The following is a 25,055-nucleotide window of genomic DNA, read 5'->3' on the forward strand; positions in this document are numbered from 1 at the left end:
TTTTAACTTATCAATTTGTACGTACTTGATAGATGTTACCATCGAAGTACACATCATCTTTGAGTGCATTATCAACATAGATACCATTCTCTATAAATTGTGCAGCCATGCGTTTTGTTGAAGGATCAAACAGTCCTCTTACCGTACTGTTCCATATAAATCTAACAGCGATCCGATGGCTTGCACCATCGTAAGTAAGGTTACCTAAATCAGCAAGGAGTGGTACAACATAGAAGCCCGTAGCGGTTGGCTTCGCCCAATAAATACTAAATTTGAACTTCAGATCCTGTGCTGGTAAAGCCTCAATAGCCTGCTTTAGGCTCGCATTCTTTACACTCTTTGCGAGATACTTAGTAGGGAATTGCTTTACAAGTAAGCATGTATCTGATGTCATCTCCCAATGAATATCGGTTGAATCTGTCTTTGTCCAGCCACCTGTTTGTTGGTTACGACTAAAGCAGATGAGCTTTCCTTGATAGTTACCTTTCATAACATTAAAGGCTGCATCTCTCTCTTCCTTTGTTGGAAGTTGGGGTCTACCGCTATCGTCACCATCGCCAAGGCAAGATGTTAAAGACACTGTCGTAAGGAGCACAATAAGTAACAGTAATAGTTTATTCTTCTTCATTTTATTATGTTTTAGTTAGTTTCTTTATGCAAAAGTGATTGTTGGCAAAGTTACACATTCATTATTTATTACAGAACAAAATACTGTTAAATAAAATGTAAAACACTGATTGCTTATCCCTCAAAAAGCCTCAACTACAAGCATAAGAAAACTTAACAGCTATTGAGCCTGATAACTACTAAAAACAAAGAAAGCATCTCTTCATATCAAAGAAAGGCTTTCTTCGCATCAAGGAAACGCCCTCTTTGCATTAAAGAAAGCCTCTCTTTGATTCCACTCATTATTTATCTCTATTGAATATAATGCTGCAAAGTAGGGACAGACGCCCTCGTCTGGAAACCCCACCCAGCCTCCCCTAAGGGGAGGAGTGCCTCACAGAATGTTGTATGGACATATCTTCCCTTATCTATATAGTACCACAAAGTAGGGACAGACGCCCTCGTCTGTCCGCTTGTAAATCCCTAAATAACATCCCGTTAGGCTACATCCCCTCCTTTGGAGGGGCTTGGGGAGGCTTTTATTGGCAGTATTTTGCGGACAGACGAGGGCGTCTGTCCCTACTTTGTGGTACTATATTCTATAGAACAAATAACCAGTTTACTCGTCAACCTGTCCACTCGTCAACTCTACCTAATCATAATTTTGAATTGTGAATTATGAATTTTGAATTATTAAAGGGCTAATTCTTCTTCCAAAAAGCAGGTGTGAAGAGAACGAGAACAGTGAATAACTCCAGTCGACCAACAAGCATTAAGAACGAACAAATCCACTTTGCTAAGTCGGGAAGTTGCGCCCATGACATCGTAGGACCAATCTCCATACCTAGCGTCGGACCGACATTTCCAAGACTACTTAACGTTATCGTGATAGCGTTTGTATTGTCAATTCCTAAGGCAATCATCGTGAATGCACAGAAAAGAGTTAGGATGAGATAGAGCCCAACAAAGCCTAGTAAGGTTACACGTTTCGATTGCGAGATATTCACACCATCGATCTTCATGGGTAGAACAGCATTCGGATGGAGGATCTGACGGAACTCATTTCGAACTACTTTAAGCAACATCACACCTCGAATACTCTTCAGTCCGCCACTCGTCGAACCTGAACATCCACCGAAGAACATACACGCTGCGAGTACAACCCACGTGACATGAGGCCACTTACCAGCGTCATCACTAAAGAGACCAGTCGTTGTTATGAACGAAACAACTTGGAAGATGGCACTGCGGAAAGCGTGTTCTATGTCGTAGTGATTACGCCAAACGAGTTCGAAAGTGATGAAGATTGCAAAGGAAAGAACCATGATAGTATAGAGACGGAACTCACTGTTCTTAAAGAGTTTCTTAATATCCATCCCTATAACTGATGCATATAATAAGGTGAAGTTTACGCCTGAAAGGAAACAAAATAAAGCACAGACATATTCCTCCGCAGGCGAGTGGAAGGTCATAATTGAGCCACTCTCCGTAGCGAAGCCACCTGTTGCTGTACTCGTCATAGAATAGTTGAAGGCATCGAACCAGCCCATTCCACAAACCTTATAACTAAGGATGCAGGCGGTAGTTAACACTAAATAGACTATCCAAAGCCACTTAGCACTGGTGCTGATACGCGGATGTAACTTACTCTTAATAGGTCCTGTTGCCTCTGCAGCAAACACCTTTACCGACCCACCCACTAGAGAAGGAAGGATGGCAATAGTAAAGAACACGATACCTAAACCACCTATCCATTGTGTCAACGAACGCCAGAAGAGCAGTCCTTTTGGTAGTTTCTCGGGGAAGTCGAGGATGGTTGCTCCCGTAGTTGTGAAGCCTGACATAGCCTCAAAGAAAGCGTCAGTAAAACTCGGAATATAGCCACTGATCATAGAAGGAAGCGTGCCATACAAGGTGAAGAGTATCCATGATATGGTCACAACAAAGTAAGCATCACGCCGTCCTAATAGGTTATCTGCATTGCGACCAAGGATTCGGAAGATGAATCCAGAGCCTACTGTGATTAAGATACTCCACACAAATGGTAGTATATCATCGCCCTGGTACCATATAGAAACAAAGAGGCAACACAGCAACAACACTCCCTCTATCCACAAGAGAGAGCCCAGAATCTTGGATATAAGTTTCAGATTCAACATAATCACATAAATAGTTTCTCTACCTTCTTCATATCTACATTGTAACAGAAGACCACTACTGAGTCTCCAGCCTCAATCTGCGTGTTACCCGAAACGAGCATTCCTTCTCCATTCCTAACCAATCCGCCGATGGTAACTCCACGTGGTAAGTTGAGTTCGCGGACTACTTTTCGTGTGATCTTAGCGTCTGGGCTGGGTACAAACTCAGCCACATCGGCATTGACGGACATAAGGAATCGGATGTTTTCAACGTTTGCATCCAACATCATCTGGTATATATGACTGGCTGCAACAGCCTTTTTATTGATGATAGTACCAATATCTAGGCTCTCAGCAGTGCCCACATAATCAAAGTTCTCGACGGCTGCTACAGTCTTGCGAACGCCCATTCGCTTTGCAGTTAGACAAGCAAGAATATTCGTTTCAGCGTTCGATGTCAATGAAACAAAGGCTTGTGTATTACGGATACCCTCCTCTTGCAGCAATCCAATATCACGTCCGTCACCATTGATAACGAGCGTGTCTTCGTCCAAGATATTGTTTAACTCTTCGCAACGCATTGGGTCTTGCTCTATGATCTTGGCGTGCATATACTCTGGCAACATCCTCACTGCACGTGCAGCCGTCTTACCTCCTCCCATGAAGATAACGTTTTGCACGTCAACATAATGCTCCTTTCTCACTATCTTGCGTACGTATGGTATATATTGCTTAGTGGTCATGAAATAAGCAAGGTCATATAGTTGTAAGGTATCATTACCACCTGGTATAATCGTCTCATCGTTGTGCTTGATAGCAACTACATGGTAAGGATCATTCGGACCACTAATCTCTTTCAATGGACGATCAAGTATTTCACAACTCTCCCGCAGCTTAATACCTAACATGACCAACGCTCCATCATGCACATCCCAACGCTGACGTACCCATGACATCTTCAATCCATTGATGATGTCTTTAGCGGCTAAAAGCTCTGGATAAATTATGCTGCTTACTCCCATCTGATGGAAGAGTTCTTGATTAGAAGGCTCTACATACTCTGGATTATCTACACGAGCAACGGTCTTCTTAGCCCCTAATTGGTGTGCAAGAACGCATGCCGCAATATTCTTCGACTCGTCTGGCGTAACCGCAATAAACAAGTCGGCATCTTCAGCCCCAGCCTCTTTAAGATTCTTGATACTGGTTGTTGAGCCTTCCATCGTTAGTAGATCAGCCTCGTTACTAATCTTCTCTAGGTTCTCAGAGCACTCATCCATGAGCACAATGTCTTGCTTGTTACGTGAGAGGAGTCTGGCTAGATAAGAGCCAATAGTATATGCTCCTGATATGATAATCTTCATGTTTTATGCTTTAACTTGTCTGTCTTTGTAAGTCTTTTAACCACCTTCTCTTATACAGATAAGGGTTCACTATGCCTCAACGGAAGTCAGTTGTTTCTTTATTCCATCAATATCTATACCGCAAAGAGCACGCAACTGTTCAACTGTTCCCTGCTCTACAAAGTGGTCGGGCATACCCATTCGGGTTATATGAGGTGTATATCCATGATCGCTCATCCATTCTGTTACAGCAGTACCTAAGCCTCCGTCACGCACCCCATCTTCGATAGTTATAATGCGAGAAAAGCGTTCGGCAACCTCCTGAAGAATGGTCTCATCCAATGGTTTCAAGAATCTCATATCATAATGGGCAATACTAGGACAATGCTCTTGAGTCGATGGTGAGTTGGCTGACTCGATGAGGTTTATAGCCTTCTCTACGTCATTTCCAATCGGACCAATGCTCAACACGGCTACATCCCAACCATCGTGCAGACGCCTACCCGTACCTACTTTTATTTCAGTCAACGGACATTCCCAATCCGTAAGCACACCTTTTCCTCGTGGATAACGTATCACAAAAGAGCCTTTACCTGGTAGTTGGGCTGTGTACATCAGCCTTCTTAACTCGTGTTCGTCCATCGGTGAAGAGATAGTTAGGTTGGGGATAGGGCGCAAGAAAGCCATATCAAAGGCTCCATGATGCGTCGCACCATCCTCACCCACTAGTCCGGCTCTATCCAAACAGAGCACAACTGGCAGATTGAGGATTGCCATATCGTGGATAATACTATCGTAAGCTCGTTGAGAGAAAGCACTATAAATATTGCAAAAAGGTTGTACCCCATCCTTCGCCATACCAGCAGAGAAGGTTACAGCATGCGCCTCGGCAATACCTACATCGAATGTTCTTTCGGGCATATCCTTCATCATGATGTTCATCGAACAACCTGTTGGCATAGCTGGCGTAACGCCTACGATACGTGGATTCTTGCGTGCTAACTCTAAGAGAGTATTACCGAATACGTCTTGAAACTTAGGTGGTTCGTTATGCGATTCATGTATGATTCGCTTGCCAGTCTTTGGGTCGAACTTACCTGGAGCATGCCATACTACAGCACTCTTCTCGGCTGGTTCGTATCCTTTACCCTTCTTTGTATGTAAGTGAAGGAGCTTAGGTCCCTTCATATCCTTCAGTTGTCTTAGGATGCGAACAAGCTCTCCTACATCATTACCATCAAATGGTCCGAAGTACCGAATATTCATCCCTTCGAATATATTCTGTTGATGTGCAAGAGCCGATTTAAGGGCATTGTTCAATCGAAGTAAGCCTTTTCTCCGATCCTCATTCAATAGTCCTTTGGCATGTAACCACTGTGACGCTTTGAAGCGAAGACGGTTATAAGTCTCGTTGGTATCTAGGTTTAATAGGTATTGCTCCATACCTCCTACTGCCCTATCAATCGACATGTCGTTATCGTTGAGGATAATCAACAGGTCATTAGGTTGGCTCGAAACATTATTCAAACCCTCGTAGGCTAGACCGCCACTCATCGCTCCGTCACCTATAATGGCTACAACATGTCGATGCTGCTTAGTCAGTTTCGAGGCTACCGCCATACCCAAAGCTGCAGATATAGAGTTGGATGCGTGCCCACAAGTGAATGTATCATATTCACTCTCATAAGGCGACGGGAAAGGCATTAACCCACCTAATTTACGGTTATTGCAGAAGTTTTCACGCCTGCCAGTCAGTATCTTATGACCATAAGCCTGATGCCCAACGTCCCAAACTATGCGGTCTTCTGGAGTATTAAAGACATAGTGACAAGCCACAGTTATCTCTGTTGCACCAAGGCTCGAAGCCAAGTGCCCAGGGTTAACAGCTACTTCTTCTATGATGTCTTCACGCAGTTGTTGACATAACTTAGGCAACTGCTCTAAGCTAAGTTTACGTAAGTCTGCGGGTGACTGTATCGTCTTTAAAAGGTCGAATCTATTATCGTTTAACATTATATAATAATGTGAATAGCGTTGCAAAGATACGCTAAATAGCCTAAAAAGCCAAATAAATTAGATGTAAACTAGTGGTTGGCTGAAACTATAAGAGGATTAATTTACGCGCCATTAGACCCATGTTTAAGTTGTTAAAAACACTATTTCCCCCTCTTTTCATTCGATGAGAAACTGATAGCGAAACATCATCTTCATTTGAAGAGGGCGTTTCCTTGATATAAGGAAAGCCTTTCTTCCATTCAAAGAGGGCGTCTCTTCGATGTGAAGAAACGCCCCCTTTGTATTAAGAATGCCTTTTCCTAACCGGCTCCCGTTAGGCACTCCTCCCCTTCGGGGAGGCTGGGTGGGGTTATTCCGTCCGGAGATAAGCTGGAAGGTGAGGCTATAAAGTAGGGACAGACGCCCTCGTCTGTCCGCTTGTAAATCCCTAAATAACATCCCGTTAGGCGACATCCCCTCCTTTTGAGGGGCTTGGGGTAGGTCTTATCTGGCTGTGCTATAGTGGACAGACGAGGGCGTCTGTCCCTACAGGTTGGCATGTTCTTTAAATAAAGGAACGCTTTCTTCCATTCAAAGAGGGCGTCTCTTCGATGTGAAGAAACGCCCTCTTTGTATTAAGAATGCCTTTTCCTAACCGGCTCCCGTTAGGCACTCCTCCCCTTCGGGGAGGCTGGGTGGGGTTATTTCATTCGGAGAGGAGCTGGAAGGTGAGGCTACAAAGTAGGGACAGACGCCCTCGTCTGTCCGCTTGTAAATCCCTAAATAACATCCCGTTAGGCGACATCCCCTCCTTTTGAGGGGCTTGGGGTAGGGTCTTATCTGGCTGTGCTATAGCGGACAGACGAGGGCGTCTGTCCCTACAGGTTAGCATGCTCTTTAAATAAAGGAACGCTTTCTTCAATATGAAGAGGGCGTTTCCTTGCAATGAAGAGGGCGTCTCCTTGATTCAAAGAGGGCGTCTCTTTATTTTGAGAAGAATATTGGATAAACCATGATAACGTACTAACGACTTAATGTACTAACCATTTTCGCTTTTCCACGAAGGTGCATAAAGAGATAGAGCAAGAACAGGATTCCACGGAAAGAAAGTTCAACAGCCATAGCAAACCATACGCCTTTCAATCCGTATTCACTGGCTAACGCATAGGCAAGAGTCAATCGGACGAGCCACATACAACCCAAGTTTATGAAGGAGGGTTTCAATGTGTCGCCTGCTCCTACGCACACACTATAGGCGACGATGGCTGCTGCAAAGAAGGGTTCGGCGAACGCTTCAATCCGAAGAACGGATGTTCCCAGAGCTTGTATATCGGCGACTGGCGATAATAAACTTATCATTTCGGGAGCGAAAATATACATGATTACACCCATGAATGCCATCACGAGCATTCCTAAGAATATGGTCATCCATGCGAAACTACGATGCAGATCACGCCTGCCCGCCCCTACGCTCTGTCCAACGAGAGTGGTTGCAGCCTCACTAATACCATAGCCTGGCATATAACAAAGACTTTCGGCTGTGATTGCAAACGAATGGGCAGCTATCGAGACATTACCCAATGGAGCGACAATCATCGTTGATACGAGTTGAGCACCATTCATCAATAGATATTGCAAAGCCATAGGACTACCTATCTTCATCGCATTCCAAATGTATTGCCAACGCCACACAAAGCGTTCAACATCCAACTTCCACGCAAGGATTGGACTACGGAATATGGCGTAATAAGCCAATGGTAATGCAACAGCAATAAATGCTAAGAGACTTCCGAAGGCTGCTCCTGCAACGCCAGCACCCCATCCTGGCACTGTTACTTGTAGCCCAAGTAGGGTGATGTCATGCGTTGGGAAGATGAAGAAGTAATTGAAGATTACATCCAAGACACACATCAGTATCGCCATTGAACTGGGGCGTCGCATATCGCCAGAAACCTTCAACATGGAGGCAGACATTACCTCCAGAAGGTGGAAAGGAATGATGAAAGAGAAGATAAGAAAGTAAGTAGACGCATCGTGCTGAATATCCTTTCCGCCCCTTAACCATATAGGGAGATAGGGTGCAATAAGTACTGTAACAAGTAGAAAACATAATGCAAAACAGAGTCCAAAGGCATATCCGTGACGCATTACAGAGCGTGCTTTTGAGAAGTCTTTAGCACCTATGAAGTGAGCTGCCTGTACAGAGAATCCCATTGTAACAGCACCTATTAAAGAGAAGAAAAGCCATGTTGCGGGTTCTACAAGACCGATTGCCGCTGCTGGTTCTGCACCCAATGAGCCAACCATTCCAGCGTCAATATAGAACATCAGGACGGTTGTTATCTGTGCAAGAATCGACGGAATACTCAACTGAATGATAAGATTAAACTTCTCACTCGTCGTCATCTCTTCTCCTTCTCGAATCTTTGAAAGAAGGGCATCGGCTATGTTTTTACTAAAGGAGATACGCAATGGGATACGAATTAATCAATAATTTGAAGTAAAAAGACATAGGGACATGCGCCTCATAAGACTCTTTATCACACATGAAAAGAAGTTCTTATGATGACGTGTGTCCCTACTTACAAGTACAAGGTTCGGCTATTCAACCGATAAAAAACAGTTAGTTGTCTTACTCTTATTTATCTTTTAGATTCTTCTCTACATGTGCAAAGTCTACTAATCGCACATCAAATATAAGCGTAGAATAGGCTGGAATCGTACCACCGCCTGCCTTTACAGCACCATAACCCAACTGATAAGGGATGTAAATAACCCAATGGTCGCCTCTATGCATCTGCTGTAAGGCTGTGGCGAAACCGTCTACCACACCTCTTACTTCAAAGTGTGTTGGACGAGAAGTAAGCGCATTGAAGGTGTTAGACGACCATGATTTGTCGAAGATCAAACCAGCAGTATAGGTTGTTGATGGTATCAAACGCCCCATATAGTGAACCGATGCATAATCGGTAAGAAGAGGACTTTTTGTCTCCGAACCAGATTCTAATACATGTACAATGATATGATTCTCTGGCTTATAGTTCAGCTGTGCATTACCAACAGCATGTTGCCCGTCTAAGGTGTAATTCTTGATTATCTTCCAAGAAGTATCACCTCCCTTTATCTTCTGTTCAGTAGTTGTATAGAGCTTATTCCAATAGTTCTCGTTCGTAGCCTTCCAATTGGCAAACTCATCAACATCGTCTTTATCCTCGGAACAAGACACAATGCTCATTGAAGCAAGCAGCAATCCGCCTAAGCAAAGCATACTTACAACATGGCGAAAGAATGTTTTTATCGTTTTAGTCATAGCCTTTTTATATCAAAAAAGGTTAGTAGCACTTACTGATACATCCATTGATAAGATGTTAAACAAGTAAGTTCTACTAACCTATCTCTTATTAATCAATATCAATCTTCTTCAATAGAGAAGTGATTGAAACACGGTCTTCTATTATCTCACGGAGCTTCTCAACTGGTACACGTTCCTGCTTCATTGAGTCACGATAACGCAGAGTAACGGTGTTATCATTCAATGTGTCACCATCGACAGTCACGCAGAATGGAGTACCAATAGCGTCTTGGCGACGATAACGCTTACCTATTGAGTCCTTCGCCTCCATGTGTGTATTGAAGTGGAACTTCAGTTGGTTAACAATCTCTTGAGCCTTCTCTGGAAGTCCATCTTTGTTTACCAATGGTAGAACAGCACATTTAACAGGTGCTAAAGGCTCGGGGAGTTTCAATACAATACGGCTTGATCCATTCTCCAATGGTTCCTCTGTATAACTGTGACACATCACTGATAAGAACATACGATCTACTCCGATAGATGTCTCAACATCGTAAGGAACATAGTTCTCATTGCGCTCTGGATCGAAATACTTTATCTGTCTTCCTGAGAACTTCTCGTGTTGTGAAAGGTCAAAGTTGGTACGTGAGTGGATACCTTCAACCTCCTTGAAGCCGAATGGCATACGGAATTCAATGTCAGTAGCCGCATTGGCATAGTGAGCTAACTTCTCGTGATCATGGAAACGATAGTTATCGTCGCCCATACCTAAAGCCTCATGCCATGCCAAACGGTGCTTCTTCCAATACTCAAACCACTTCATCTCTGTTCCAGGTTGGCAGAAGAACTGCATCTCCATCTGCTCAAATTCACGCATACGGAACACGAATTGACGTGCTACAATCTCATTACGAAAGGCCTTACCTATCTGACAAATACCGAAAGGAAGCTTCATACGACCCGTCTTCTGAACGTTGAGGAAGTTTACAAAGATACCCTGTGCTGTCTCTGGACGTAGGTAGATTTTATTGGTTGCATCGGCAGATGCGCCCATTTCTGTTGAGAACATAAGGTTGAACTGACGCACATCTGTCCAGTTCTTTGTACCACTGATTGGATCAACAATACCCTCATCAAGGATGATTTGCTTCAATGCTTCGAGGTCAGGACCTTGCATTGCTTCGGTGTAACGAGCGTGCAATTCGTCACGTTTCTTTTGATGTTCTAAGACGCGAGGATTGGTTTCGCGGAACTTTACTTCATCAAAGTCTGCACCGAACTTCTTCGCTGCTTTTGCTACTTCCTTATCTATCTTCTCTTCGTATTTAGCTATCTGATCCTCGATAAGGTTATCTGCACGATAACGCTTCTTAGAGTCTCGGTTATCAATCAAAGGGTCGTTGAAGGCATCAACGTGACCACTTGCTTTCCATACAGTTGGGTGCATAAAGATAGAAGCATCAATACCAACAATATTGCTGTGAAGCAATACCATTGATTGCCACCAGTACTGTTTTATATTGTTCTTAAGCTCAACACCATTCTGACCATAGTCATATACGGCTGCTAAACCATCATAGATATCACTACTGGGGAATACAAAACCATACTCTTTACAGTGACTTACTATCTTCTTAAAAACGTCCTCTTGTGCCATAATTATCTTTTTATTCCTTATAAATTTGTCGCAAAGTTACATCTTTTTAGTCGAATAAGTTCATTAATAGCGTGAAACTTTATAAAATGAGAAAGGGCTCTGATTTGCTTATATTCAGTTTTTTTTGTACATTTGCAGTCATCTGTAACTTATATAGCTAAGCTACGACACAACAACAACGACAATATGGATGACGAAATAAAAGACATGGACGAGCTTACTCCTGCCGATGAGGTGCAAGGAAAGGAAACTCATTCTGACTACAAGCCTGCCGACAGGTTTGACGCTGCTGCAGTGCATCACCTCTCTGGTATGTATAAGAATTGGTTTTTAGATTACGCCAGTTATGTAATCCTTGAACGTGCCGTTCCACATATCGAAGATGGCTTGAAGCCTGTTCAACGCCGTATTCTTCATTCGATGAAGCGCATGGATGATGGACGATACAATAAGGTTGCGAACATTGTTGGGCATACCATGCAGTTCCATCCACATGGCGATGCATCCATCGGAGACGCTTTGGTGCAGTTAGGACAGAAGGATTTGCTCATTGACACACAAGGGAATTGGGGCAATATACTTACTGGTGACCGTGCAGCTGCGCCTCGTTACATCGAAGCTCGCCTATCCAAGTTTGCCTTGGAAACTGTTTTTAATCCTAAGACAACCGAATGGCAACTCTCATACGATGGTCGTAACAAAGAGCCTATCACACTTCCTGTGAAGTTCCCATTACTTCTTGCACAAGGAGCAGAGGGTATCGCCGTTGGTTTATCATCAAAGATTCTTCCACACAACCTCAACGATATCTGTGAAGCAGCTGTGCAATACTTACGGAATGAGGACTTTCATCTCTATCCAGACTTCCCTACTGGCGGAAGTATTGACGCTGCGAAGTATAATGACGGACAGCGTGGTGGTGTATTAAAGGTGCGTGCCAAAATAGAGAAACTTGATAACAAGACCCTCGTCATACGTGAGGTTCCTTTCACCAAGACGGCTAACTCACTTCAAGAGTCTATCACCAAAGCTGTAGAGAAAGGTAAGATAAAGGTTCGCAAAGTGGAGGATATGACCGCCTCTGAGGTTGAGATTCAACTCCACCTCACCCCTGGTACGTCCAGTGACAAGACCATTGATGCCCTTTATGCCTTCACTGATTGCGAGATAAACATATCTCCTAATTGTTGTGTCATTGAAGACAATAAGCCTAAGTTCTTGACTATCTCCGATGTCCTTCGCAATTCCGTAGAACATACAAAGGCGTTGTTGAAGATGGAGTTAGAGATTCGCAAACACGAACTGGAGGAACAACTCTTCTATAATTCATTGGAACGTATCTTTATTGAAGAGCGTATTTATAAGGAGAGGAAGTTTGAGACAGCAAGGAACTTAGATGAAGTTGTAGCCTTTGTTGATGCTAAGTTAGATCCTTATAAGAAGACCTTTATTCGCGAAGTAACCCGTGAGGACATCCTCCGCTTACTGGAGATTAAGATGCAGCGAATACTGAAATTTAATAAAGATAAGGCTGACGAACTCATTCAGAAGATAAAGGCTGAGATTGCAGAAATAGATAAGGATCTTAGCGAGATGGTGCGCGTTACCATCGAATGGTTCACTCATTTGAAGGAGAAATATGGAAAGGATCACCCTCGCCACACAGAGATAAAGAGCTTCGATACCATCGTTGCAGCGAAAGTAGTTGATGCTAACGAGAAGTTATACATAGATAGTAAGGCTGGATTCATTGGTACTGGACTCAAGAAGGCAGAGTTTGTTCAAAACTGTTCAGACCTTGATGACGTCATTATCTTCTATCGCGATGGTAAGTATAAGGTAATTCGTATTGCCGAAAAGGTGTTTGTGGGTAAAGGTGTTATATATCTTCAGGTATTCAAGAAGAATGATAAACGCACCATCTATAACGTTGTCTATCGTGATGGAAAGACTGGTCCTTACTATATCAAACGCTTTAATGTCACCTCCATTACACGTGACAAAGAGTATGACTTAACCTCTGGTACAGATGGATCAAGGATCATCTACTTCACAGCTAACCCTAACGGCGAGGCCGAACTGATAAAGATTACCCTTGATCCGAACCCTAACAAGCCCAAACAAAACATCTTCGTTGAGTATGACTTTGCTTCTGTACTTATCAAGGGACGTACTGCTAAGGGCAAGCTACTCACAAAGAAGAACGTTCATCGTATCTCATTGAAGAGTCACGGACACTCAACACTGGGCGGACGAAAGGTTTGGTTTGATCCAGATATCAACCGAATCAATTACGAAGAGCATGGTCGTTTCCTCGGAGAGTTTGCTGATCAAGACAATATACTCGTCGTCTTGAAGAATGGGGAGTTCTATATTACGAACTTCGATGCAAGCAATCACTACGAAGATAACATCCTTCGCATAGAGAAATTCATTGCAGATAAACCATGGACAGCCGTTATCTATGATGCAGACAATCAAGGTTATCCTTACCTGAAACGCTTCCAAATGGAGGCAACAAAGCGTCATCAGAACTTCATAGGAGATAATCCTAACTCACAAATGGTACTCTTGACGGACGTTGCTTACCCTCGCATTCAAGTGACATACGGCGGAGTGGATGCTTCAAGAGGTACTGAAGAGTTTGATGCAGAGCAGTTTGTTGGTATCAAAGGCTTCAAAGCTAAGGGTAAACGACTTACCACTTGGAAAGTAGATAAGATTGAGGAACTTGAGCCAACACGCTTCCCAGAAGAAGAGAAGAAGGATAATAACGATGAGGAAGATAATGGAGATGATACTCAAGAAGAGCCTACAACAACTCCAATGGAGGAGAATCTCGACCCTGATGCTGGTAAGTCTCAACAACAAGTGATTGATGAGATAACTGGGCAACTCAACTTGTTTACAGATGAATAACATGATATTCCCACTTATAGAGACCTGATGTGAATGTTTCTATAAGTGGGATTTTCGCTTTAACGAAACTTATGCCTATGAAACTAAAGACTCTCTTTTTACGTAAAACGAACTTCTTTATAACGTTTCTATTACTCTCTTCAGCAACCTTACAAGCCCAAGACACCTTATATGATAATAAGGTGATAAGCAATGCACAAATGTTGGGTATCGGTACAGCTAACGTCCTCGACACTTACTTATCACAAGAGAAATACAACGGAACAGAGCTTAGATACATCTCACATACAGTACGTGAGAATGGTAGCAGGGTGTCACGAGAACTGATACATCAAGCTCAATTACTCTATGCACACAATCGACGAGACAATAATAACGAATTAGGAGGTTATTACAACTTCCAATATAACTGGCAATATGTCATCAACAAATGGACTATCGGCAATGGAGACTTACGCTTGAAAGCTGGTGGAGGAATTGACACAAGGCTTGGTTTCCTTTACAACACAAGTAATGCCAATAATCCAGCACAAGCTTATGGGCAACTAAACATCGCTCCTAATGTTACAGCTGATTATCGGTTTCACCTTTGGAACAAGCCTTTCTGTCTCCGTTATGAATTACAAATACCACTCATTGGATTAGCTTTCTCACCTAATTATGGGCAAAGTTATTATGAGATATTCACGAAAGGTAATTACGATCATAACCTCGTTTTCACAACTCCCATCAATGCTCCTTCACTCCGACAGATGGTTGCAATTGATTTTACATTGCATCACACCACCCTCCGTCTTGGCTATCTTGGCGATTACCAACAGGCTAAGATGAACGGATTACGCCAACACACGTGGAGCAATTTATTTGTATTGGGTATCGTAAGAACATTTTCTATCAATAAAATATTGCCATGAGAAGAATCCTATCTACCATCAGCTATATCACAACGAGCCTCCTTCTGATTCTCTTGTTGTGCTCTGTTACGAGCTGCATTGATAATGAAGAGTATGCCAACAATCCACGTGGAAACTTTGAAGCATTATGGAAGATCATGGATGAACATTATTGTTTTTTCTCACAAAAGGGAATAGATTGGCAAGATGTTCATCAACGTTATGCCAAACAGTTCGACGCATCCATGAATGAGAAACAACAGTTTGAAGTTTTAACGAATATGCTTTCAGAACTCAAAGATGGGCATGTCAATCTTTATACCTCTTTTAATATCGGACGTTATTGGGCGTGGAGAGACAACTATCCAAAGAATTATTCTGACTCGCTGGAGCGTAAATACCTGAAGAGTGATTATCTCATTGCAAGCGGATTAGACTATACTGTCTTTGATGACAACATTGGTTATATACGCTGCGAGAGTTTCCAAAATCCTATTGGGGCTGGTAATTTAGATGACATCCTACTGCATCTTCAACCTTGCAACGGGCTTATTATCGATGTAAGGAACAATGGAGGTGGACAGTTAAGTAATGCTGAAGAACTGGCAGCAAGGTTCACGAATAAGGAGGAGCTTGTCGGTTATATCCAGCATAAAACAGGTCCCAATCATAACGACTTCTCATCACTTCAACCCGAATACCTCACTCCCGGAAAGGGTATTCGATGGCAGAAACCAGTCGTTGTATTGACTAATCGTAGTGTATTCTCTGCTGCCAACGAGTTCGTGAAGTATATGAAGTGTTGCCCAAACGTCCACATCGTTGGTGATAAAACAGGTGGCGGAGCAGGTTTACCCTTCTCTTCCGAACTACCCAATGGATGGTCTGTTCGTTTCTCCGCATGCCCCATGTATGATCGAGATAAGCAAATGACAGAGTTCGGTATTGATCCTGATTACAAAGTAGACATCACTGAATCGGATCTCATAAAAGGCAAGGATACAATTATCGAGTTTGCTCGTCAACTCATTGCAAAGTAATTGAACCAATCCTTCAACCTCCCGAAAGGAGAGCTTGAAGGGTTGGTTTTATAAAAGAATAATCTCCATCTTAAAACCACCAAACACAAGTTTTAGTTTTAATTTTAGTTGCTGTCACATTTAACATTTGCATTAATTATCTATTTATCAACACCTTATTCGTATTAACAAGATGACAGGAATGATAGGAAAAATATTTTTCTTCATTCTCAAGAAAAACTTATATAGCTTAGACTTGACGACAACATACCCCTATCACAGATAGTTACAGAGAAAGAGAAGGGACTACAAAAATACACAGATAACAATAACAATAAAATGAAGAAAACTATTGGCCGTTTACAACTAAACGTTAAAAAGAAATTCACAAACATTTGGTTATATCCAAAACATTATGTATCTTTGCACTCGTTATGCGCCTGTGGCGGAATTGGTAGACGCGCTAGACTTAGGATCTAGTAACTTACGTTGTGCAGGTTCGAGTCCTGTTAGGCGCACAAAAAAGAGCTAAGCATTATTGATGGTTAGCTCTTTTTTATTCTATATACACATGTCAACATTGAAACCTCATGGTCTGACCTATCATTAATCACCCTCATTATTCATCATCAACATCAGCCCAAATAACACGGGCACCCGATGCCATGTCTTGAATCTTCTTCCCCTTCCGTCCGGCACGGGCACCAGAAGGAACAAACTTGCACTTTATACCCTTGATATTTCGCTTGAGATTGAAGTCTTCAGGATTCTCCACTGGTTCGCTCTCTACGCTGAGGTGGAAACGTCCTAAGCCATCAAGAACAACCGTCTCACCCTGTCGAAGGCGATAAGAAATCTCATCAATGAGGGCAATAACAAGCCCACGAACATCACCACGAGTAAAGGATGTGTTCTCTTGAATGGCATCAGCTAACTCTTCAGTAGATACTTCGCCCGCACTAACTGTACGTGCATACCAATGTCCGGCCCCCTTTTTATCTTTGAACTTACTCTGTTCTAATCTGATTTGAATTGACATAATATTATCTTTACTTAGTTACTCTGTCGGTTAAATAAGGCTCTTTGTTCTACCAATAGAGCCTAACCTATCTTGTAAAACAGCTGCAAATATAATAAAAAAGGATACCTTTTGCAAGAAAAAATAGATTATTTTTTAGACAAAAACAGATTTAACTCCAACTAAAAATAATCTATTTTTCCAAGTAATAAAAACCTTTCTCGAATAAAGGTGAGCCACATTTCCCTGTTAAAAGACGATAGACAGAACAAAAGAAAAGCATATATGAGAGGTGTGCTAACCTTTTACGAGTACAACAAACAAATAATAAAAGGATAACAAACATAGCCTATTAAAGAGATAAATAATATCATTCTACACTAAAATAATCTCTTAATTGCTTGCTAGAAACAAAAAAAACACTTACCTTTGCACCCGCCTTACAGATAGTAGGGGCGTTTAGCTCAGTTGGTTTAGAGCATCTGCCTTACAAGCAGAGGGTCGGCGGTTCGAATCCGTCAACGCCCACAAGGGGTGTTTCCCTGTGATTCTTCGGGGTTGCAGGGATTTTTTCAAGGGCGTTTAGCTCAGCTGGTTTAGAGCATCTGCCTTACAAGCAGAGGGTCGGCGGTTCGAATCCGTCAACGCCCACTAATGGTTATCAGTAAAAGAGAAGACTTCGTAATAGATATTACGGAGTTTTCTTTTTATAGTATAAAAGGTGTATTCTTTTTTGTTTTATTATTACTTATCCTTGTGTGTTTACCGATTTTATTGCTAAATTTGCACCTATATTAATCATCCATTGATATGACCCTCGACACATTAACAGCCGTATCTCCAATTGACGGTCGCTACAGAAGCAAGACAGAACGCTTAGCAGACTACTTCTCAGAGTATGCTCTTATTCGTTATCGAATACGTGTAGAGATTGAGTATTTCATCACGCTTTGTGAATTGCCTCTACCTCAGTTGGCAAGTTTCAACCGTGACTTATTCGAGCAGTTACGCACTATCTATCGTGATTTTAACGAATCGGGAGCAGCAAGAGTAAAGGAGATTGAGAAGACAACTAACCATGATGTCAAGGCGGTTGAATACTTCATTAAGGAGGAGTTCGACAAGATTGGGGGCTTAGATGCGTATAAGGAGTTCATCCATTTCGGCTTAACTTCACAGGACATCAACAATACAAGTGTTCCGCTGTCTATCAAGGAGGCACTCGAAGAGGTGTATTATCCACAAGTGGAGGAACTGATTCAGCAGCTAAAAGAGTATGCTGAAGAATGGAAAGATATCCCAATGCTGGCAAAGACACACGGTCAGCCAGCCTCTCCTACTCGATTAGGAAAGGAGATTGAGGTTTATGTTTATCGTCTTAGCGAGCAACTGGAATCCCTACGCAGTTGTAAGTTTACAGCTAAATTCGGTGGTGCAACAGGTAATTTCAATGCACATCATGTAGCCTATCCAACGTATGACTGGCGTGCTTTTGGCAATCAGTTTGTCAGCGAGAAACTATGTTTGGAACGTGAACAATGGACTACACAGATTAGTAATTACGACCACATGGGTAGTATTTTTGATGCTATTCGTCGTATCAACACCATCATTATCGACCTTGATCGTGACTTCTGGATGTACATCTCGATGGATTATTTCAAGCAGAAGATCAAAGCGGGCGAGGTTGGCTCAAGTGCTATGCCACACAAGGTGAACCCTATTGACTATGAGAATAGCGAAGGGAATCTTGGTATCGCTAATGCTATTTTGCAGTTCTTAGCACAGAAGTTACCAGTTAGTAGACTGCAACGCGACTTGACAGACTCGACTGTCTTGCGTAATGTGGGTGTACCTCTTGGGCACAGCGTCATCGCTATTCAAAGTACATTGAAAGGCTTACGTAAACTCATTCTCCATGAAGAGAAACTACGCGAAGACCTCGATGACACATGGGCAGTAGTAGCTGAAGCTATCCAAACTATCCTTCGTCGTGAGGCTTATCCACATCCATACGAGGCATTAAAGGCTCTTACTCGCACCAATAAGAAGATGACAGAGGAGACAATTCATGAGTTTATACAGACGTTAAATGTCAGTGATAGCGTGAAGGCAGAGCTCATGGCAATCACTCCACACAACTATACAGGAATTTAATAAACCAACAAAACCCTAAGAAAAAGATATTATTAATAAAACTGAGTAGCTCCTATTATGGGAGCCTTAACTAACAATAAGAATAAAACAATAATAAACTTTATTACTCATTGATCGTGAGGTCAGTAGTTAACATTAAAGAAAACTACAATTATGGCAGAAGAATTCGAAAACAAAGAGGTTCAGTCTGAACAGAATGACAATGGCCGTGAGGGCTATTCTGCAGCTGAACAAAGTGGTTACCAAAGAGAGTACCGTGGCACAGGACGCCCACAACGTCCACGTATTCACACTCAACGTGCTTACAGCAGTGATAGGGCTAATGGCGGAAACAACGAAGGTGGATTCCGTCCGGAGGGCTTTGGTTCTGGCTTACAAAGCAGTAGTCGCCCTCAACAAGGTGGTTATCGCCCACGTCAAAACAACTATGGTGGCGGATACAACAATCGTAATAGTTACCAAAGTCGCCCTCAACAAGGTGGTTATCGTCCACGTTATAACAACAACAATGGCGAAGAGAGAGGGTTTCAATCACGTCAAGGTGGATACCAGAGTCGTGGTGGCTATCAAAGCAGACCACAGCAGGGTGGCTATCGTCCACGTTATAACAACGAAGAAGGTGGGTACCAGTCACAGGGTTACCGTCCACGTTATAACAACAACACTAACGCAGAAGGAGAAGAGAACAACAATGGTTATCAAGTAAACCAGGGCGGCTATCAGCCACATCAAGGTGGTTACCAGAACCGCAACGGATATAACAATCGCGGTGGTTATAACAATCGTGGAGGCTATCAGAGTCGCGGTGGGTACAATAATCGCGGTGGTTATAATAACCATGGTGGATATAATAATCGTGGTGGTTATAACCAAGGAGGTTATCGTCAGCGCACGGCAGACTATGATCCAAATGCAAAGTATTCAATGAAGAAACGCATTGAATATAAGGAAGAGAACTTCGATCCAAACGAACCTATCCGATTGAATAAGTATCTTGCAAATGCTGGTGTCTGTTCACGTCGTGAAGCTGATGAATTTATCCTTTCAGGTGCTGTCACCGTTAATGGTGAGGTAGTAAAGGAACTCGGAAGTAAGGTTTTACGTACTGATGTAGTACTCTTTCAGGATAAACCAGTATCATTGGAAAAGAAAGTGTATGTTCTATTGAACAAGCCTAAGGATTATGTTACAACAAGCGATGACCCACAACAGCGTAAGACTGTAATGGACCTTGTTAAGGGTGCTTGTCCTGAACGTATCTATCCTGTAGGACGCCTTGATCGTAACACAACAGGTGTATTGCTTCTTACAAATGATGGCGACCTTGCTTCTAAACTCACACATCCTAAGTTCTTAAAGAAGAAGGTTTATCATGTATTCCTTGATAAGCCTGTTACTGCAAACGACCTTCAGAAGATCTCTGATGGTATCGAGCTTGAAGACGGAGAGATAAAGGCTGACGCTATTGAGTACGCTAGTCCTGACGACTTGACACAGGTTGGCATTGAGATCCACAGCGGTAAGAACCGTATCGTTCGTCGTATCTTCGAGAGCCTTGGCTATCGTGTTGTAAAGCTTGATCGTGTACAGTTCGCTGGTCTAACAAAGAAGAATGTACGTCGTGGTGATTGGCGTTTCCTCACAGAGAAGGAAGTCGATATGCTGCGCATGGGTGCGTTTGAATAGAAGCCTCCCCAAGCCCCTCCGAAGGGAGGGGGGGTGAGAGGATAAACGAGGATAAAGACTTCTACAATAAACTTCTAAGGAAAGAATGTGTAAAGAGATTCCCTCTTTATCCCTTTTCCTTTGAGCTTGTTGAGAAGTCCTAATTATAATACAAAGATGAAAAGAACAAAAGTCGTCGATGCACTTGCTTGCACCGACTTTGGTAAAGATATTAATGTAAAAGGCTGGGTTCGCTCACATAGAAGTAGCAAGGCTGTTGACTTCATCGCACTGAATGATGGTTCTACTATCAAGAACATTCAGGTGGTTGTTGACCCTACTACAATCGAAGAAGAGAAACTGAAGAGCATTACAACAGGTGCTTGTATCAGCGTTATCGGTACGCTTGTAGAGAGTCAAGGAGCTGGTCAGACGTCAGAGATTCAATGTAAAGAGATTGAGATTTACGGTCTTTGTCCAAGCGACTACCCTATGCAGAAGAAGGGGCAGAGCTTTGAGTACATGCGTAAATATGGTCACATGCGTCTGCGTACCAATACTTTCGGTGCTGTCTTCCGCATTCGCCATAACATGGCAATTGCTATTCACAAGTACTTCCACGACCATGGTTACTATTATTTCCACACTCCATTAATTACGGGTAGTGATGCAGAGGGTGCTGGAAATATGTTCCAAGTAACGACACTCGACCTGGATCGCATTGCAAAGAATGGTGAAGTTGATTACAGCGCAGACTTCTTTGGTAAGCGCACGAACCTTACTGTATCTGGTCAACTTGAGGGCGAACTCGGTGCAACATCATTGGGTGCTATCTATACTTTCGGCCCTACCTTCCGTGCAGAGAACTCTAATACACCTCGTCACTTGGCAGAGTTCTGGATGGTTGAACCCGAAGTAGCCTTTATTGATAAGGACGAACTGATGGATCTTGAGGAAGACTTCATCAAATACTGCGTTCGCTGGGCATTGGAGAACTGCAAGGACGACCTTGAATTCCTTAACAAGATGATTGACAAGGGACTGATTGCTCGCTTGGAGGGTGTACTCAAGGAGGACTTTGTTCGCCTAACTTACACAGAAGGTATAGAGATTCTTCAGAAGGCAGTTGCTGATGGTGTGAAGTTCGAGTTCCCAATCACTGGTTGGGGAATGGATCTCAGCAGTGAGCATGAGCGCTATCTCGTTGAGGAATACTTCAAGCGTCCTGTTATCATGACCGACTATCCAAGCGAAATCAAGTCGTTCTATATGAAGAAGAACCCTGATGGCAAGACAATGCAGGGAACAGACGTCCTCTTCCCACATATCGGTGAGATCATTGGCGGCTCTGTCCGTGAAGAGAATTACGATAAGTTGCTTGCAGAGATCGATAATCGCGGTATGAAACGTGAGGTTTACGACTGGTACCTTGATACTCGTAAGTATGGAACCTGTCCACATGGTGGCTTCGGTCTTGGTTTCGAGCGTCTCATTCTCTTCGTTACTGGTATGCAAAACATCCGTGACGTAATCCCATTTGCACGTACTCCAAAGAACGCTGAATTCTAAAGATAAGATAACAGAAGGCGACTATCTCAACAGATAGTCGCCTTTTTATTTACCTAAAATAAACATATTACTCTATAAAACGCTTGAAAGGGATTCCCCCTTTCCGTTTCAATCTAAAGTTTGCTTTCACTTCTATCATTCCTACATCTATCATAAGCGACTGGTGGATAGCATAATACTGGAAATGATAAAGATGACAGCAAACTAAACAAAGAAATGATGATAGTATCATGTCGCTGAAAAACACCATGCAGTCTGCAAGAAAGTATGTAAACGTAAACTTAAACGCCTAACCCTTTTTGCTGATTATCGTTATACATTCTAAAGTTTTTCTGTAACTTTGTCTTTGGTAATCATCGCTTGGTTGTTTTGTAAATTGTTGATTTTCAAATATAAAGTTACAAAAAACTAACGAGATTACCAACTTTTAAAAGGACTTTCTTAACCCGAACTCGCGTATAATAATGGGCTATTTACTCTATAATGAGAATTTTGAATGTAAAGGACTTTCAAAAACTAATACTATCATTTTAACATCTAAAGATAAATTACTAAGTGGGCTATCATTTATACATCCATAAGAATGACGGGAGTGACGGCAAACTAATTTTCAGCAAAATAAATAATTCCTTGTTTTATCTATTCCCTTTTACTACCTTTGTCGAAACATATAGATGTTATTAGCAAACCGAAGTATTATTACTAATTTAAAAGATACAATTATGACAGTTACAAAAGCAATTTATCAAGGGAAAGGGCGAGTTGAAGCAACACACGTTAGGTCTGCTGTAACCATAAACACTGATGCTGGTAAGGCTGTAGGGGGATTGGGTGAGAATCAAAACCCTGTTGAGTTATTGGGTAATTCACTGGCTGCATGTGCGCTGACGATGATGGGGTTGCAAGCAGAACGTGGTGATGTAGATTTTTCTGGTTGTTATGCTGAGATTGGTCAGATAGAAGAAGATATGGAGACTTTCGCTGTTTCACGTATTCCAATCACCTTCCATCTGAAGGCATCATTCGACGATAAACAACGCAAGAAATTTGAGCATATCGCTCGCAAGACTTGTTTTGTTGGCAATACGCTAACGGCAGAGAAGGATTTTACTTTCGTTTATGAGTAACTCCATGATATGATTTAAGAACCAAGACTTACTTATTAAATAAAGGACATTTGGAAGATCTAAGATCGCCAAATATCCTTTATTATTCTCTTATCGTAAATTCGAATTACATCATTTCAACCTTGATTACTATATAAAGTACTTATCGAAAAACTTATTTTGCTTGCTGTCACTCCTATCACTCCTTTATCTCTCATAAAACACTGATTATAAAAATCATACAGAGGAATGTTAAAAGTGACAGCAAACTAAAATACAAAATAATTAGGTATTTCTTTCTCTCTAAGAAGATGCTCCAGATTCTTCTTACGTCATCGTTTCTTGACGTTATACAATAATTTGCCCATGTTGCCGTTATGAGAGATATATGCAATGGACAGATAGAATCAGACAGGTAAAGATCTTATTAGTCTTGGCAGCTATTTTTATAGCTGTTGCCTCTTTGCTTATCTCACATTCTTTGATACGTGATTTGGCGCAACAAGAAAGGAGTAAGATGGAGGTCTGGGCTGAAGCTATGAGGACTTTGAGTGAAGCTGATGATAATGCTGACCTTAGTTTAGTATTAAAAGTTTTAGATGAGAATAATACGATACCTGTGGTTGTACTTGGCAAGGATGGTACGGTCACGGAGTATAGAAATGTGGAAATAAGTGCTAATGATGCATCTGATAGTGTGAAAATTGTAAATAAAGTAGCACAGCAGATGAAAGCCGCAGGGCAGGTTATTCGAATTCCATTGGCAAATAATCATAATGATTATATAGAAGTTTGCTATGATGAATCACTCATGTTGAGACGAATAGCTATTTATCCTTATATACAATTAGGGGTTGTAATGCTTTTTGTTGTCGTTGCTATCTTTGCATTATTGACATCTAAAAGGGCAGAACAGAATAAGGTTTGGGTGGGGTTAAGTAAGGAAACAGCCCACCAGTTGGGTACCCCTATATCCTCTTTAATGGCGTGGTTAGCTATTTTGAAGGAGACATATCCCAATGATAAATTACTCCCGGAATTAGATAAGGACGTACAACGATTACAGCTTGTTGCAGATCGCTTTTCTAAGATAGGTTCTGTTCCTGAACCTGTCCCAGCTAGTATGAATGAGGTCTTATACCATGTTATCGACTATATGGACCGTCGCACTTCCAAGAAGATACAGATGATAACGGATCTGCCAGACAAGGATGTTATTATAAAAATGAATGCTTCGTTATTTGAATGGGTCATAGAGAATCTTTGTAAGAATGCGGTAGATGCGATGGGAGGAGAATGTGGTCAGATCGTCCTTCATCTTGAACAAATTGATAATAAAGTTGTTGTTGAAATATCAGATACTGGTAAAGGAATAAAGAAAAAGAACATTAAGAATGTATTTCGTCCTGGTTTTACAACAAAACAGCGTGGTTGGGGACTTGGTTTGAGCCTTGCCAAACGTATAGTTGAGGATTATCATCATGGTAAGATCTTTGTTAAATGTTCCGAGATAGGGCATGGTACAACCTTTAGAATTGAACTGAAGAAAAGCTGATTTTATCCTTTCTATATTCAGATAAACTATTTAAATAAGGGGACTAAAGACGGGTGGCAGCCGTGATAAGTATGTCCTTTTCCCGAGTCTTTACGCCTGTATACCTTTACATTTTTACTTATA

Annotated in this window: 17 protein-coding genes and 3 tRNA genes; 11 read left to right on the forward strand and 9 right to left on the reverse strand. The window is 42.0% G+C overall.

Going from position 1 to position 25,055, the window contains the following annotated elements:
* Positions 1-10 precede the first annotated feature (10 nt).
* From J5A55_RS01200 to J5A55_RS01235, 8 genes are all read right to left on the reverse strand, one after another.
* On the reverse strand, positions 11-628 hold the full coding sequence (locus J5A55_RS01200) for a DUF4840 domain-containing protein (RefSeq protein WP_004382284.1): 618 nt from the start codon (positions 626-628) through the stop codon (positions 11-13).
* A gap of 679 nt (positions 629-1,307) precedes the next feature.
* On the reverse strand, positions 1,308-2,765 hold the full coding sequence (locus J5A55_RS01205; RefSeq protein ID WP_004382282.1) for a TrkH family potassium uptake protein: 1,458 nt from the start codon (positions 2,763-2,765) through the stop codon (positions 1,308-1,310).
* Between the two features lie 2 nt (positions 2,766-2,767).
* Positions 2,768-4,108: a Trk system potassium transporter TrkA gene (trkA, locus tag J5A55_RS01210; protein ID WP_004382281.1), complete on the reverse strand. Its 1,341-nt coding sequence runs from the start codon at positions 4,106-4,108 to the stop codon at positions 2,768-2,770.
* Positions 4,109-4,177: 69 nt separating this feature from the next.
* On the reverse strand, positions 4,178-6,100 hold the full coding sequence (dxs, locus tag J5A55_RS01215; RefSeq protein ID WP_004382280.1) for a 1-deoxy-D-xylulose-5-phosphate synthase: 1,923 nt from the start codon (positions 6,098-6,100) through the stop codon (positions 4,178-4,180).
* A 688-nt stretch (positions 6,101-6,788) separates the two neighbouring features.
* Positions 6,789-6,974, reverse strand: a complete 186-nt coding sequence (locus J5A55_RS12255) for a hypothetical protein (protein ID WP_249118599.1) — start codon at positions 6,972-6,974, stop codon at positions 6,789-6,791.
* 131 nt (positions 6,975-7,105) lie between these two features.
* Positions 7,106-8,554 carry an MATE family efflux transporter gene (locus J5A55_RS01225; protein ID WP_004382278.1) on the reverse strand — a complete coding sequence of 483 codons (1,449 nt, stop codon included), beginning with the start codon at positions 8,552-8,554 and terminating at the stop codon, positions 7,106-7,108.
* A gap of 166 nt (positions 8,555-8,720) precedes the next feature.
* On the reverse strand, positions 8,721-9,392 hold the full coding sequence (gene bamJ / locus J5A55_RS01230) for a BamJ family beta-barrel-assembly machinery protein (protein WP_004382277.1): 672 nt from the start codon (positions 9,390-9,392) through the stop codon (positions 8,721-8,723).
* Between the two features lie 91 nt (positions 9,393-9,483).
* Entirely contained in the window at positions 9,484-11,031 is a 1,548-nt protein-coding gene (locus tag J5A55_RS01235) for a glycine--tRNA ligase (protein ID WP_004382276.1), read from the reverse strand.
* 186 nt (positions 11,032-11,217) lie between these two features.
* On the opposite strand from J5A55_RS01235, the gene J5A55_RS01240 reads away from it, so the two are divergent.
* The 4 genes from J5A55_RS01240 (at position 11,218) to J5A55_RS01255 (ending at position 16,380) form a co-directional block, all read left to right on the forward strand.
* A complete protein-coding gene (locus tag J5A55_RS01240; RefSeq protein ID WP_004382275.1) occupies positions 11,218-13,950 on the forward strand; it encodes a DNA gyrase/topoisomerase IV subunit A in 2,733 nt (910 codons plus the stop codon).
* Between the two features lie 71 nt (positions 13,951-14,021).
* Positions 14,022-14,864 carry a DUF3316 domain-containing protein gene (locus J5A55_RS01245; protein WP_004382274.1) on the forward strand — a complete coding sequence of 281 codons (843 nt, stop codon included), beginning with the start codon at positions 14,022-14,024 and terminating at the stop codon, positions 14,862-14,864.
* On the forward strand, positions 14,861-15,883 hold the full coding sequence (locus J5A55_RS01250) for a S41 family peptidase (protein ID WP_004382273.1): 1,023 nt from the start codon (positions 14,861-14,863) through the stop codon (positions 15,881-15,883). Before J5A55_RS01245 ends, J5A55_RS01250 begins: the two co-directional genes overlap by 4 nt.
* Positions 15,884-16,298: 415 nt before the next feature.
* A tRNA-Leu gene (locus J5A55_RS01255) sits at positions 16,299-16,380 on the forward strand.
* 101 nt (positions 16,381-16,481) lie between these two features.
* Here J5A55_RS01255 and J5A55_RS01260 read toward each other — a convergent pair.
* Positions 16,482-16,901 carry an HU family DNA-binding protein gene (locus J5A55_RS01260; RefSeq protein WP_004382272.1) on the reverse strand — a complete coding sequence of 140 codons (420 nt, stop codon included), beginning with the start codon at positions 16,899-16,901 and terminating at the stop codon, positions 16,482-16,484.
* A 432-nt stretch (positions 16,902-17,333) separates the two neighbouring features.
* Here J5A55_RS01260 and J5A55_RS01265 point away from each other — a divergent pair.
* From J5A55_RS01265 to J5A55_RS01295, 7 genes are all read left to right on the forward strand, one after another.
* Positions 17,334-17,408 (forward strand) — tRNA-Val (locus J5A55_RS01265).
* A gap of 48 nt (positions 17,409-17,456) precedes the next feature.
* Positions 17,457-17,531: transfer RNA gene (locus tag J5A55_RS01270), tRNA-Val, on the forward strand.
* 159 nt (positions 17,532-17,690) lie between these two features.
* Positions 17,691-19,037 carry an adenylosuccinate lyase gene (gene purB, locus J5A55_RS01275; protein WP_004382269.1) on the forward strand — a complete coding sequence of 449 codons (1,347 nt, stop codon included), beginning with the start codon at positions 17,691-17,693 and terminating at the stop codon, positions 19,035-19,037.
* A 153-nt stretch (positions 19,038-19,190) separates the two neighbouring features.
* Positions 19,191-20,723: a pseudouridine synthase gene (locus tag J5A55_RS01280; RefSeq protein WP_039850906.1), complete on the forward strand. Its 1,533-nt coding sequence runs from the start codon at positions 19,191-19,193 to the stop codon at positions 20,721-20,723.
* Between the two features lie 156 nt (positions 20,724-20,879).
* A complete protein-coding gene (gene asnS / locus J5A55_RS01285) occupies positions 20,880-22,271 on the forward strand; it encodes an asparagine--tRNA ligase (RefSeq protein WP_004382265.1) in 1,392 nt (463 codons plus the stop codon).
* Positions 22,272-22,993: 722 nt separating this feature from the next.
* Positions 22,994-23,398 carry an OsmC family protein gene (locus tag J5A55_RS01290; RefSeq protein WP_039851091.1) on the forward strand — a complete coding sequence of 135 codons (405 nt, stop codon included), beginning with the start codon at positions 22,994-22,996 and terminating at the stop codon, positions 23,396-23,398.
* A 367-nt stretch (positions 23,399-23,765) separates the two neighbouring features.
* On the forward strand, positions 23,766-24,932 hold the full coding sequence (locus J5A55_RS01295) for a sensor histidine kinase (RefSeq protein WP_004382261.1): 1,167 nt from the start codon (positions 23,766-23,768) through the stop codon (positions 24,930-24,932).
* The last annotated feature ends 123 nt before the right edge of the window (positions 24,933-25,055 follow it).

This window comes from Prevotella veroralis (assembly GCF_018127765.1).
Taxonomy (GTDB): Bacteria; Bacteroidota; Bacteroidia; order Bacteroidales; family Bacteroidaceae; genus Prevotella; species Prevotella veroralis.

What these genes read in the sequence shown, in the direction of transcription:
- J5A55_RS01200 (WP_004382284.1), bottom strand. Translation starts at nt 628, where the DNA reads ATGAAGAAGAATAAACTATTACTGTTACTTATTGTGCTCCTTACGACA.
- J5A55_RS01205 (WP_004382282.1), bottom strand. Translation starts at nt 2,765, where the DNA reads ATGTTGAATCTGAAACTTATATCCAAGATTCTGGGCTCTCTCTTGTGG.
- trkA (WP_004382281.1), bottom strand. Translation starts at nt 4,108, where the DNA reads ATGAAGATTATCATATCAGGAGCATATACTATTGGCTCTTATCTAGCC.
- dxs (WP_004382280.1), bottom strand. Translation starts at nt 6,100, where the DNA reads ATGTTAAACGATAATAGATTCGACCTTTTAAAGACGATACAGTCACCC.
- J5A55_RS12255 (WP_249118599.1), bottom strand. Translation starts at nt 6,974, where the DNA reads ATGCTAACCTGTAGGGACAGACGCCCTCGTCTGTCCGCTATAGCACAG.
- bamJ (WP_004382277.1), bottom strand. Translation starts at nt 9,392, where the DNA reads ATGACTAAAACGATAAAAACATTCTTTCGCCATGTTGTAAGTATGCTT.
- J5A55_RS01235 (WP_004382276.1), bottom strand. Translation starts at nt 11,031, where the DNA reads ATGGCACAAGAGGACGTTTTTAAGAAGATAGTAAGTCACTGTAAAGAG.
- J5A55_RS01240 (WP_004382275.1), top strand. Translation starts at nt 11,218, where the DNA reads ATGGATGACGAAATAAAAGACATGGACGAGCTTACTCCTGCCGATGAG.
- J5A55_RS01245 (WP_004382274.1), top strand. Translation starts at nt 14,022, where the DNA reads ATGCCTATGAAACTAAAGACTCTCTTTTTACGTAAAACGAACTTCTTT.
- J5A55_RS01250 (WP_004382273.1), top strand. Translation starts at nt 14,861, where the DNA reads ATGAGAAGAATCCTATCTACCATCAGCTATATCACAACGAGCCTCCTT.
- J5A55_RS01260 (WP_004382272.1), bottom strand. Translation starts at nt 16,901, where the DNA reads ATGTCAATTCAAATCAGATTAGAACAGAGTAAGTTCAAAGATAAAAAG.
- purB (WP_004382269.1), top strand. Translation starts at nt 17,691, where the DNA reads ATGACCCTCGACACATTAACAGCCGTATCTCCAATTGACGGTCGCTAC.
- J5A55_RS01280 (WP_039850906.1), top strand. Translation starts at nt 19,191, where the DNA reads ATGGCAGAAGAATTCGAAAACAAAGAGGTTCAGTCTGAACAGAATGAC.
- asnS (WP_004382265.1), top strand. Translation starts at nt 20,880, where the DNA reads ATGAAAAGAACAAAAGTCGTCGATGCACTTGCTTGCACCGACTTTGGT.
- J5A55_RS01290 (WP_039851091.1), top strand. Translation starts at nt 22,994, where the DNA reads ATGACAGTTACAAAAGCAATTTATCAAGGGAAAGGGCGAGTTGAAGCA.
- J5A55_RS01295 (WP_004382261.1), top strand. Translation starts at nt 23,766, where the DNA reads ATGCAATGGACAGATAGAATCAGACAGGTAAAGATCTTATTAGTCTTG.